The 12,440-nt window shown below is 46.7% G+C and carries 11 protein-coding genes; 9 read left to right on the top strand and 2 right to left on the bottom strand.

Features of this window, described 5'->3' with window-relative positions; all coding sequences use genetic code 11:
• Nucleotides 1-242: 242 nt before the first annotated feature.
• From ACXABW_RS21155 to ACXABW_RS21125, 7 genes are all read left to right on the top strand, one after another.
• On the top strand, nucleotides 243-686 hold the full coding sequence (locus tag ACXABW_RS21155; RefSeq protein WP_252032661.1) for a PTS sugar transporter subunit IIA: 444 nt from the start codon (nucleotides 243-245) through the stop codon (nucleotides 684-686).
• Between the two features lie 12 nt (nucleotides 687-698).
• The gene (locus ACXABW_RS21150) at nucleotides 699-2,123 is read left to right on the top strand and encodes a PTS mannitol transporter subunit IICB (protein WP_457525432.1); all 1,425 of its coding nucleotides are present in this window, start codon (nucleotides 699-701) and stop codon (nucleotides 2,121-2,123) included.
• Between the two features lie 45 nt (nucleotides 2,124-2,168).
• The gene (locus ACXABW_RS21145; protein WP_457525431.1) at nucleotides 2,169-3,440 is read left to right on the top strand and encodes a zinc-binding dehydrogenase; all 1,272 of its coding nucleotides are present in this window, start codon (nucleotides 2,169-2,171) and stop codon (nucleotides 3,438-3,440) included.
• Nucleotides 3,441-3,499: 59 nt separating this feature from the next.
• On the top strand, nucleotides 3,500-4,018 hold the full coding sequence (locus ACXABW_RS21140) for an MltR family transcriptional regulator (protein WP_457525430.1): 519 nt from the start codon (nucleotides 3,500-3,502) through the stop codon (nucleotides 4,016-4,018).
• Between the two features lie 9 nt (nucleotides 4,019-4,027).
• Nucleotides 4,028-4,762 carry a nucleoside/nucleotide kinase family protein gene (locus ACXABW_RS21135; RefSeq protein WP_457525429.1) on the top strand — a complete coding sequence of 245 codons (735 nt, stop codon included), beginning with the start codon at nucleotides 4,028-4,030 and terminating at the stop codon, nucleotides 4,760-4,762.
• A 26-nt stretch (nucleotides 4,763-4,788) separates the two neighbouring features.
• Nucleotides 4,789-5,535, top strand: coding sequence for a PHP domain-containing protein (locus tag ACXABW_RS21130; RefSeq protein WP_457525428.1), 747 nt, complete (start codon nucleotides 4,789-4,791; stop codon nucleotides 5,533-5,535).
• A 191-nt stretch (nucleotides 5,536-5,726) separates the two neighbouring features.
• Complete coding sequence (locus ACXABW_RS21125) at nucleotides 5,727-5,990, top strand: DUF2999 family protein (protein ID WP_252032648.1); 264 nt, start codon at nucleotides 5,727-5,729, stop codon at nucleotides 5,988-5,990.
• Nucleotides 5,991-6,091: 101 nt separating this feature from the next.
• On the opposite strand, the gene ACXABW_RS21120 is transcribed toward ACXABW_RS21125, so the two are convergent.
• Both ACXABW_RS21120 and ACXABW_RS21115 read right to left on the bottom strand, forming a co-directional pair.
• Nucleotides 6,092-8,533 carry a CHASE3 domain-containing protein gene (locus tag ACXABW_RS21120; RefSeq protein ID WP_457527164.1) on the bottom strand — a complete coding sequence of 814 codons (2,442 nt, stop codon included), beginning with the start codon at nucleotides 8,531-8,533 and terminating at the stop codon, nucleotides 6,092-6,094.
• 135 nt (nucleotides 8,534-8,668) lie between these two features.
• Entirely contained in the window at nucleotides 8,669-9,415 is a 747-nt protein-coding gene (locus ACXABW_RS21115) for a FadR/GntR family transcriptional regulator (protein ID WP_457525427.1), read from the bottom strand.
• A 237-nt stretch (nucleotides 9,416-9,652) separates the two neighbouring features.
• Between ACXABW_RS21115 and ACXABW_RS21110 the strand changes: the two genes are divergently transcribed.
• Both ACXABW_RS21110 and ACXABW_RS21105 read left to right on the top strand, forming a co-directional pair.
• Nucleotides 9,653-10,906: an allantoate amidohydrolase gene (locus tag ACXABW_RS21110; RefSeq protein WP_457525426.1), complete on the top strand. Its 1,254-nt coding sequence runs from the start codon at nucleotides 9,653-9,655 to the stop codon at nucleotides 10,904-10,906.
• A gap of 112 nt (nucleotides 10,907-11,018) precedes the next feature.
• Nucleotides 11,019-12,410 carry a YfcC family protein gene (locus tag ACXABW_RS21105; RefSeq protein WP_457525425.1) on the top strand — a complete coding sequence of 464 codons (1,392 nt, stop codon included), beginning with the start codon at nucleotides 11,019-11,021 and terminating at the stop codon, nucleotides 12,408-12,410.
• Nucleotides 12,411-12,440: the final 30 nt, after the last annotated feature.

Genomic DNA, 12,440 nt, shown 5'->3' with positions numbered 1-12,440 from the left:
GAATATTATGAATTTCAAAAAAAATCTAGAAGTTTTGATTGGATCAAATTTTGTCTATTGACTTGTGTCTAATGAGAAAAATGTAATTAAATTTCTTGGCAGAATTTTGAGGGAAGCCCATTAAAACAGATTGACACCCAATTAAGTGAGGTGTGTATCACAAAAACAGCTCAGTTGCGTGGTGACTGGGCTGTTATTGATAATGACCCCATCGGATGACGATATGTTGATAGGGTAAAAAAATGCTGTATGAGTTAATCGACCACGAACTAGTAGATGTTATTAATGACCGTGCTTACCAATGGCAAGAAGCGGTTAAGAAGACGACTCAGTATCTAGAAGATAAAGGTTACGTCTCTCAGCACTATGCTGATGCCATTATTCAGTCTACCGAAGACAATGGCCCTTACTATGTTCTATGCCCTGGACTTGCCATGCCCCACGCTCGCCCTGAAACCGGCGTACTAAAAACGGGCTTAGGCATTCATGTCTTCCCATCTCCAGTTGATTTCGGCTCGGACCTAGGCCCAGCCAATGTCCTAATTACTTTAGCGGCAAAAGACTCAGATACCCACATTGAGGTGATTCAAGCGTTAAGCGAGATGTTTGTGGACGAAGAGAATATTGCCAAGTTGGCACAAGCTTCATCCAAGCAACAAGTGCTAGACATAATAAAAGCATACTAAAAGGAACATCACGTGAAAGCAAACATGCGAGCCAATGTGCAAGCCTTTGGTGGTCATTTGACTGCCATGGTGCTGCCAAATATCGGAGCCTTTATCGCTTGGGGCTTTATAACTGCACTCTTTATTCCAACGGGCTGGATGCCAAACGAAGCATTTGGTGAACTTGTTGGCCCAATGATCACCTACTTACTGCCATTACTGATTGGTTATACCGGTGGTCAGATTGTCGGTGATAAACGCGGTGCGGTGGCAGGTGCCATCGGTACTATGGGTGTGATTGTGGGTGCAGACATTCCAATGTTTGTCGGCGCAATGATTATGGGCCCACTGAGTGCTTGGGTTGTGGTGCAAATGGATAAGCGTATCCAACACCGCATTCCGTCAGGCTTTGAGATGGTGGTGAACAACTTCTCATTGGGCATCGTTGGCATGATCTTGTGTCTGTTTGCCTACGAAATTGTTGGTCCAGCGGTGACTGCCGCGAACTTGTTTGTGAAATCAGGCATCGAAGCGCTGGTGGCGACTGGATTCCTACCTTTGCTGGCGATCATCAACGAACCAGCAAAAATTCTGTTCCTGAACAACGCGATTGACCAAGGGATTTATTACCCATTGGGTCTGCAAGCGGCAGCAGAATCAGGCAAGTCGATCTTCTTTATGGTGGCGTCTAACCCTGGCCCTGGTTTGGGTATGCTGCTGGCTTACGCGAAGTTTGGTCAAGGTTTGTCTAAGCGCTCTGCACCAAGTGCCATCATCATTCACTTCTTCGGTGGTATTCACGAGCTGTACTTCCCGTACGTACTGATGAAGCCAATCATGATTGTGGCAATGATTGCAGGCGCTGCGACAGGTATTGCGACCTTCAACTTACTGGATGCTGGTTTGGTAGCGGGTCCAAGTCCGGGTTCTATCTTCTCTTACCTAGCACTTACGCCTAAAGGCAGCTTCATCGCCACTATCGCTGGTGTAACAACAGCAACGATTGTGTCTTTCTTAGTGGCTAGCGCGATTTTGAAGATGAGCAAGTCAGAAAACAAAGAAGACGAGTTTGAGCAATCTGTATCAGATATGAAAGACATGAAAGCGGAAGGTACAGTTAAACCTACTGCTGCAGCAACCGCTCAAGAAACAGCGAAACCAATTTCATTTGTCGCATTCGCATGTGATGCGGGTATGGGCTCTAGCGCCATGGGTGCCTCGACCTTTAAACGTAAACTGACTCAAGCCGGAATTGATATTGAAGTGAAAAACTTCGCTATCGAAAAGGTACCAAGTGAGGCCGACATTGTGGTCACACATGAAAGCTTAGAAAGCCGAGCGGTCAATGCAACAGGACTACCTGTCATCACAATTAAGAACTTCCTCAATGATCCAGCGCTTGATGAGCTGATGGATAAGATTAAGCAACAAACGGTCGCGACTGAGCAACCAGCCTAACAATGCAGTATGGGGTGGCATACCACCCCGTTTTGGAGAGAAATCATGGTACAAACAACAGCAGCGGTTATCTGTGGTGAGAAAGACGTTCAACTAAGAACCTTTGATTTGCCAAGTATTTCAGCCGATGAGCTTCTGGTTAAAAACATCTCAAACAGTATCTGTTTGTCGACTTACAAAGCGGCATTGCTAGGCAGTAAACACAAACGTGTGCCAGAGAACATTGATGAGGTCCCAGTGATGACAGGGCACGAATACGCAGGTGTCATTGTCGAAGTGGGCGACAACCTAAAAGACCAATTCAAAGCGGGCGATTCATTTGTTCTTCAGCCAGCAATGGGTCTGCCTTCTGGGTACTCCGCAGGCTACAGCTATGAAACGTTCGGCGGTAACGCGACGTATTCCATCATTCCTAAAATTGCGATTGATTTAGGCTGTGTACTGCCATACGAAGGAAGCTACTTCGCTGATGCGTCTCTTGCTGAGCCGATGTCGTGCATCATTGGTGCGTACCACGCAAGCTACCACACGAAACCGTATGTGTATGAACACGATATGGGCATCAAGGAGGGCGGATCGCTGGCTCTATTGGCTTGTGCTGGCCCTATGGGTATCGGTGCTATTGACTACGCCATCAATGGCCCTGTAAAGCCTAAGTTGATTGTAGTGACAGATATCGATGCTGCTCGCCTTGATAGAGCTGAGTGCTTAATTCCAGTAGCTAAAGCGAAAGAGCAGGGCATTGAGCTGCACTATGTGAATACTGCGCAAGTGGACGACCCTGTAGAGTACTTAAAGCAGCTCAACGGCGGCCAAGGTTACGACGACGTAATGGTCTACGCGGCAGTAGCACAAGTATTGGAACAGGCAGACGAGCTGTTAGGTAATGATGGCTGTTTAAACTTCTTTGCCGGTCCGACCGACAAGCAGTTTAAAGTGCCGTTTAACTTCTACAACGTTCACTACGAAGCAACACATATTGTCGGTACGTCGGGTGGTTCAACGGGCGATATGATTGAGTCGATTGAAATGTCTTCTCAGGGGCGTTTGAACCCATCATTCATGATTACTCACGTTGGTGGCCTGCAGGCTGCACCACATACGATTTTGAATCAGCTGGATATTCCAGGTGGTAAGAAACTGATTTACCCACATATTGATTTGCCATTAACACCGATAGATGAGTTTTTATCGCTGGCAGACCAAGACCCGTTCTTCGTTGAACTAGACGCGATTTTGAGTGCAAACAACTATGTATGGAATGCACATGCAGAAAAAGCGTTACTCGAGTTTTACGACGTGAGCTTAACGGTTTAGTTGCAACGAATTTGTGTGGTAGCCTTTGCGCTGCCACATAATGGAGAGGTCATCAGACGTTGTCACGTGAAGACGAATTGCTGGAGGAATTGGATGAGTGCGAAAGTGCTACCGCTTTTCTTCAGGTTTCAAACCAAATAATCAACCTCAAGCTAAAAGCATTACTTCCGAGAGTGTTCGTGCAAGACGACCTAGTGAAGGAGTATGCGGTGGATCCGTTGCTGAAAGACGATGGCCCGCTGGTGACGACGGATGTCATGTCGAAGTTGATGTTTGCGATGGGGAAAATCTCCCTAGAAACGTACGCCGATATCGGTCTTTACGACCAAGTATTGGAGTATGCGGCATCGCAGCCAGAGAGCGTCGAATTTGTTGATGATGTGATATACGACTTTATAAACAATCAGGCCATCTTATCGTCACAGCAAGACAGCTTTTACCTTGAGTCCATTAATCAGCTTAAGTTCTCTTCGTTTGAGTCCTTTTCGCAAATGAGATACGAATCTCTGATCAAAACAGTACTGAAACTGTCGTGCGAAATGTTGTTGGAAAGAATCGAAGAGGAGATCAATCAATAAGGGTTCACCATGAAAGTGAATTTAAATGTCAGTGGCTTTGAAACGGAAGCCGTATTTCCAGACAACGATGTTAAAAAAATCCATCAACCTCTTATCGAAAAATTCACTCGCTTGTACCAAGAAAAAGAGGAGCGAGTCGTTATTTTCCTTTGTGCTCCTCCGGGTAGCGGTAAATCCACATTAGCGGCATTTTGGGAACACCTTTCCGAACAGCATCAACAGCTAGAACCCTTGCAGGTACTGCCTTTTGACGGTTTTCACTATCCCAATGAGATCTTAGACACCAATACCATTGAGCGTAATGGAGAGATTGTGCCATTGCGAAGCATCAAAGGTTCCTACGAAACTTTTAATCTCACCGAGCTGATCGACAAACTAAAACAGCTCAAAGTCAAAGATTCAAAGTGGCCTTACTACGACCGAAATTTACATGACCCAGTTGATGATGCCATTTCTGTACAGCGCAATGTTGTTGTCGTTGAGGGTAACTGGCTGCTGCTAAACGAACCCGTCTGGAATGAGCTGCATCGACTGGCCGACTTTACTGTGTTTATTGATACTCAGCCGGAGTTTCTACAAGAGCGTTTAGTTGGGCGTAAGGTCCGAGGGGGAACGTCACCAGAAGAGGCACTGGAGTTCTATTTACGCTCCGATGCCGTTAATGTCGATAAGGTGCTTAACCACTCGGTAGAAGCCGACTTGAACCTGTTCTTAAACCAAGACGGCTCGTTTGAGATCCGTTAATTAGTCCACCTAGCGAGGAGATTGCTATGGATATCGTTATTGATAGCCACACCCACACGATTGCCAGTGGACACGCCTACAGCACCATTATAGAAAATGCTCAAGCTGCTAAGAATAAGGGGCTAAAACTTCTTTGTGCGACCGATCATGCTCCAGAAATGCCAGGCGCCCCCCATTACTGGTATTTCAATAATCAAAGAATTTTGCCCCGCTTCCTTCATGAGGTGGGTATTCTGCGTGGCGTTGAAGCTAACACGCTTAACGTAGCAGGAGAGATAGATTTACCACCGTCTTCCGACCAACATCTCGATTGGGTTATTGCTAGCTTTCACGAGCCTGTATTTAAGCCCTCAACTGAAGCGGAACATACACGTGCATTGATCAACGCGATAAAGAGTGGCCGAGTTGACGTACTGGGCCACCTTGGCAATCCAAACTACCCGTTTGATATGGAACAGGTGCTGCGTTGTGCGAAAGAACATAACGTTGCGATTGAAGTGAACAACACGTCGTTAACCGGAAAAAGCCGTAAAGGCAGCGATACCCGTTGTGACCAAATTGTGGCGATGGGTAAAGAGATTGGCGTGTTTTTTAGTACCGGATCGGATGCTCATTTTTGTGAGGAAATCTCTAAACTAGACTTAGCGATTGCACTGCTGGAAAAGCACGGCGTGGATGAAGAAAAAATACTCACCACTTCGACCAGCCGATTTTTGAACTTCCTGCTGCTTCGAGGCAAACCAAGAATTGCGGAGTTTGAATTGTTGTATTAAGCCAGCCTATCTCAATTCACATTAAAGCCCAGCTCTTTCGCTGGGCTTTTTACACTGTAAATACGTGTAGCAGTTATCAGCGTTGCACGTGAATTGGTGAGAGTGAAAGGTTTGCTGTTCAACACGAACTGCGCTGATGCTAGACTGGGACCCTAGTTATTAAACAAGTAAGTCATTTAAAAGGTAATCGAATGAACCCAATTCTAGCAATGCTGAAAGAGAACAACATCAGTGACGAGCAAATCAACGAGCTTTTTCAGACGCTGACGCAAAACCCTTTGGCTGCAATGGCGACTATTGGCCAACTTGGCTTGCCGCAAGAACAGCTACAAATGCTAATGGGCCAAGTGATGCAAAACCCTGCGCTGATTAAAGAAGCGGTAGAAGAACTAGGCCTAGATTTCTCGAAAGTAGAAGCGGCGAAAGCGCAGCTGGATCAGTCTCAAAACCAGTAAATTGCTGCTACTCAATTAGCAATATACTTCGCAAACGAATAGGCCGTTAATCCATCATAAATAATGGGTTAACGGCCTTTTTGTACCAGCTTGTTTTGGGGCTATCCAGCGTATTGAGAACTGCTTGGTGGTGGGGCATATTGTTCAATCATTCGGTGGCCTTGATGAATGTTGATTTGCATTCGATTGACCAACTTTTGCAACTGTTCGATGCTCGGTGGCTGTTGTTGCTTAAGCTGACGCTCTAGCTCAAGCGCTTGATTGGCCATTATTGGTAGTCCAAGACTAAGCGCCATTCCTTTAGTCGCATGCAAAGTGCGTTGTAACGATGGCCAGTCTTTCGCAAGACACAGCGAAATCAACTCATCGACCGATGAATCGAAGCTGCTGATCATGCTATCAAGGATTTCTAATAGAGCGGCGTTATCCTCGATCAAACTTGCCACTACTTCCGACTCGCTCAGTTCTTCTTCTGTTAAGCTCAAGGCCTCTACGGGTTGGCGGTGGAGTGGTACAACGTTTGGTGAAGGTTCTGGTTGTGCGTCGGCATTAGGAAGGCGCGAGGCAAATTTATTGAGCGCGTCAGCAAAACTTTCTTGTTGCAGGGGTTTTGTAAGAACTTGGTCGGCACCAGCGGCGATAAAGCCGTCATGCGCTTCTCTGAACACATCGGCGGTGTAGGCAAATAGCAGGGTATTGATGCCCAGTTCTTTTCTGATATAGCGCGTGGCCTCTATGCCGTTCATTTCGGGCATATGGTTGTCCATCAAAATTAAATCGTATTGGTTGTGTTGAACCTTCTCAACAGCTACACGGCCATTTTCTGCAACATCAACGCTAAAACCCTGCTGCTCACAGAAGTTACGCGCTACAATGGCATTAACACGGTTATCTTCGACCAGTAGCACCCGTAAGTGTGCTTGGCAGGCTGTGGCGGTTTCTACAGAGGCTTCGACTGGCGATGCTACGCTCGATTCTGTCCAAGAGATGGGAAGTTCTACGCGAAAGTGCGACCCCATCCCCTCAGTGCTGGTTAATGTGATTTTCCCGCCCATGAGATCTACCAACTTTTTCACAATCGCAAGCCCCAGACCTGTACCGCCAAATTTTCGGGTGGTCGAGGTATCGGCCTGCTCAAACGAGTTGAAAATGTTCACTTGTTGATCCTTTGTGATACCTATACCCGTATCCTTTACATCAAAAATCAGCTGATTATGTTGCTTGTCGAAGTGACTACGAATAAGAACCTGCCCTTGCTTAGTAAACTTGACTGCATTGCCACCTAGGTTGAACAAGATTTGGCGTATACGGGCGCAGTCACCAGTGAATTCAATCGAGCTAGGTATATTGTTCTCGTTCACCAATTGGATGTTCTTTTCTTCGACTAAAGGTTCAAGTGCGCCGTACACAGGAGAAATCACTTGGCTGATGTTAAAAGGGTTTGCCTCTAGTTCGAGTTTGTTTTCTTCGACTTTAGAGAAGTCGAGAATGTCGTTGAGAATCGTCATCAGGTGCTGACCGGAATCTAGGATCACCTTGATGTATTCCCTAGTTTTTGGCTCTTTGGTTTCATTGGCAATGATCTGCGACATGCCCAACACGCCATTCATCGGTGTGCGGATCTCATGACTCATGGTTGAGAGGAACTCACTTTTCGCTTTGGCGGCGGCTTCTGCTTTCTTGCGCTCTTGCTCTAGCCTTTCATTAGAGTTTCGCATTGATTCAACGTTTTTGACTAGGTTGTTAGTCATATCTTTGAAGCTGTTAGTCAACTGAGCGACTTCATCATGGCCGGTCAAATCATATTTGTGGTTCAGGGTCGAGGCGCCTTCCTCTAAGTGCCCTGCTGCAACCTTTCTTGTGGCTTCAACCAGCAATTGAATCCGCTGTTTAACTCGAATCGAAGACCACAACGCCACAATCATGGAAATGGCGGCAGAAAGTAATGTACCGATGAGCAATACCATACTGGTGCGTTCAGCCGAACTATCGGATTTGACCACTCGAATATCGATAAGCTCTTGCTCTATTTCGATAAACCGAGCGATTTCGAGACGGATTTGGTCGATGATTTGTTTGCCGGTTTGCTGTTGAATCAGCTCAACAACGCTGGCCATTTCTGCTTTTCCCTCGACGACCAGTTTTCGCTGATTGATTGCGTTTGTACCAGCTTCCGCTAGCCATTGCTTGTGCAGGCTGTCAACTACGGCGAGACGTTCGACTTGAGGCGGGTTATCGCTGACTTGGTGGGAAAGGGTTTGGAGTTTTTGATCCCACACTTGAAGTGCTTGGTTGTAGGGTTCAAGAAAGACTTCATCACCAGTGATGAGGTAACCACGTTGGCCTGTCTCCATATCCACGACTAGGCTCAGCAGTTCTTGAGCGCGAGCGATGGCCTTATGGGTGTGGGTAACCCAATGGCTGTCTTCCACCATCGATTGAGTGTTGTTGTACACGGATATGGAGACAAGCAGCATGAGTAAAACAGGGATCGAGAAACAAACCAGCGTGTGACCAACGACATGACAAATTCCATTTATAATTTTATTAGTAGTGTAGGCTATTTAGCCTGATTTTGCGCCGTACAACGGAAAGTTGTGATCTGTAAATAGGCTATCGCGAGATTGGCTGACGAGAGTGCGACATGCCGAGTGAGGAGGGTTGGAGTCAGAGGGGGGTTAACCCTCTGTTATAAAGCGATTTGCGACTTTGGCTTCTTGTTTTTTCATCAGTTGATGAGCCGTCAGCATATGCTGTTCCATGACTTGCTTGGCTTTGACTGCATCACCTTTACGCAGGGCTTCTACAAGCGCACGTTGGCTTTGTACCCCAGTATTCCAAAGTTTGTGGTTACCCGGTTCGTAGAGTTTTTTATAGATCGTTAGTTCTGTCAGCATTTGGGCGGTAAAGCGCACCATAAATTTGAGCAGTTCATTATCTGAATAACTGGCTAATAAACCATGGAATTCCAGAGAGGCAATATGGTGCTCGCGCTCTTGGTACACATCTTCAGGTGGAGTTTGGTATTTGTCGATCTGTTGATCGAGCGCTGCGAGTTGCTGGTCGCTTAGCCTTCCGGCTAATGACGCGGTGATCTCAGGTTCAAGAGAGAGGCGAATTTGGTAGAGGTCGGAAATGGAAATGTCTTTGAAGAACAGGTAGTTACTCAGTAGCGCCTGAGCTTTCTTTTCACTCATCTCGGTGACAAACACTCCACCTTTGGGCCCTGTCTTAGTTTTTAAGATCCCTTGAGCTTCTAGGATGCGCATGCTTTCACGAACCGTGCTTTTAGACGCATCAAACTGCTCCATGACTTGCAGTTCATTGGGTAAACGATCTCCGGGCTGAAGCGCTTGATCTACAATCCATGCTTTGATGGATTCTGCCAATTGTTGGGTTCTTCTTTGCTTTGCGCTGCCTGCCACCGTCAATCACCTTCTATTCCGTGCGCTACCGATTGAATTTTGAAGCATTTCTGCCAGATGTCACCTGTTTTCTGCTTTTGCTTCATCACGCCACGCATATCTTTTGGCTATGAAACCATCCGATTATCGATCGAATCACACTCACAAAAAAAGCTATTTATCATGATAAATAGCTTTCATTTGGTATTTATCATGATAAATTAAAGTAAGATATGGTCAAAAATAGAACGATTCATCATGGAAAAATTCGTAGAAACAGCCAGCTTGGCGTGGGAATGGTTAGAAAGCATCGCGTTTTGTAGCCAAACCAAAGATCCAGACAGTGAAGGGGTAACCCGTTTGTGTGCCAGTGAAGAGCACGCGGCGGCAAACCAGAAACTCCGCGAGTGGATGCAACAATCTGGGATGGAAGTTCGCCTAGATAACGCTGCAAACTTAATTGGCCGTTACAAGAGTGAAAACCCGAATGCGAAAACGCTGATTTTTGGCTCACACCAAGATACGGTGCCAAACGGTGGTAAATACGACGGCATTTTAGGTGTGATTTTACCGCTTGCACTAGTGCATCATTTCCACCAAAACCAAATTGCGTTTCCGTTCCACATTGATGTTATTGCATTCAGTGATGAAGAAGGCACGCGCTTTCAATCGACATTGCTCGGCTCAAAAGCGATTTCAGGGACGTTTGACCCAAGTATGCTAGAGGCTGTAGACACTCATGGCGTGAGCATGAAAGACGCCTTGATTCAGTTTGGCTGCCAGCCAGAGAAGATTGCGCAAGATGCCTACGATAGAGACTCGGTATTAGGCTTTTTGGAAGTGCATATCGAACAAGGCCCTCAGCTTGAACAAGCGAACCTGCCAGTAGGCGTAGTGACTGCAATGACGGGTATCGAGCGCCACACGCTTTCGATTCTTGGAAAGGCCGGCCATGCTGGCACAGTACCTATGAACCTACGTCAAGATGCCCTAGTAGGCGCGGCACAAATCATTCATATGTTCGATCAGCTGTGTAAGCGTGAAGACGATCTAGTCGGCGTGGTGGGTAAGATTGCCAACTATCCGAACGGCGTGAATGTGATCCCTCAGCAAACGGATTTTACTATTGAACTTCGTTCACCAAATGATGCTTCACGTATTGCTGCCCGCGAGGAAATGTTGGCAGACATCCACTCTTTGATGGCTCAGTACAATCTGCAATATCGCCACGAGCAAACTTATGAGCAAGCCGCTGTGACTTGTTCTGATGCGCTGTCTGCCACGCTTGCTGAAGCGATTGGGCAAGCTGGTATTGAAGCTAAACACTTATTCAGCGGAGCAGGCCACGATGGGTTAGCCGTGAGCAAGCTAACTGACATTGCGATGCTGTTTATGCGTTGTACCGATGGCATTAGCCATCACCCAGACGAAGCGATTTTGCAGCAAGACCTGCGAGCGGGCATTGAAGTCCTAAATCACTTCTGTTTGCGAATGAAACAACAACACACATAAGGTAGGTAAACCTGCCTCCCGTTAAGCACTTTAAACCTTATTTGAGGTCGCTTGTGAATTTGGGTGTTCAAACGATTGGGCATCCATTCCTATACTAAGGAGAGACTATGCTATGGATATGACAAATAAAATGGAGACGACAGAAAAGAAGGTTTGGTATAAAAACATGCCAGATCCTATGGTGCTGATCTTCATGATTCTCGTCGCCACTTACTTGCTAACTTTCATTGTGCCAGCAGGTGAGTTTGAACGAGTCGTTGTCGATGATAAAACCACCGTAGTGGCAGATTCATTCGCGTATTTAAGCGATGTTCCATCTGTGCATTTCTTCGATATTTTCGTAGCGATCCCGAAAGGTCTTATTAGCGCTGCGCCTTACTTGTTCATCGTATTTATTGCGGGTGGTTTGTTCCACATTCTGCAACGCACCGGTGCGCTTGAAAATGCCATTGGTGTTGCCGTCAACAAAGCTGGCGTGCAAAACCGTAATCTGATCATCACGGTAGGTACGTTTATTTACGGTTTCTTTGGTGTTGCGGTCGGCTTTGAAAATAACATTGCCTTAGTCCCAGTGGCGGTGCTGATTTCTGCCGCTGTTGGCTACTCAAGTTTAGTGGGCACTGTTATGGCGGTGGGCGGTATCGGTGTGGGCTTTGCTCTTTCTCCGATTAACCCATACACAGTGGGCGTTGCACAAGGTATTGCTGAGTTGCCAACCTTCTCGGGTGCTTGGCTGCGTGCCGCAATGGTAGTGTCTTCACTTGCGCTGCTTTCTTACTACATCTGTACTCGCGTTGCGAAAATGGACTTTAAAGAGCCAGATTCAGCAGAAGGGCTAAGCAAAGACCTATCTGAGTACACGCTAGGGAAAAAAGACAAACTGACGTTAGGCGTTTTCTTAGCTGGCCTAGGTATCATGCTGTACGGTGTGTTCGCTAATGGTTGGTACATCAACGAAATCGCCGGTCTGTTCCTATTGATGGCGATTGTGATTGGTGCGGTTAACGGCCTTAACGCGAACAACATTGTAAAGCAGATGATGGAAGGCGCATCTGGCGTGACAGCCGGTGCGCTGGTTATTGGTGTCGCGGCATCGATTCAGATCATTCTCGACCAAGCGCAAATCATCGACACCATTGTCAGTGCGTTAAGCTCATTGATCCAAGATATGCCTATTGCAGTATCTGCGATTGTGGCGAGTGTGGTGCAAGGGGTAATCAACCTATTCGTACCGTCTGGTTCTGGCCAAGCGATGGTGACGATGCCGATTCTTATCCCAGTTGCTGACCTAGTTGGCATGAGCCGTCAGCTAATGATCACAGCATTCCAAGTGGGTGATGGCCTAACTAACCTGATTGTTCCAACTTCTGGCGGTACGCTGGCCATGCTGGCACTTGGTCGTGTGTCTTACGAGCAGTGGTTGAAAGCGATTTTGCCATTCATGCTGTTTGTGTACGCACTGTGTTGGGTTGCTCTGTTTATCGGGCAAATGGTGGGTTACTAGTCACTCATTAGAGTAGCTGTATTGAGAATC

The organism is Vibrio paucivorans, from assembly GCF_054053395.1.
The sequence above is the reverse complement of the archived record's forward strand: the minus strand, read 5'-3'. Positions and strand labels throughout refer to the sequence as shown.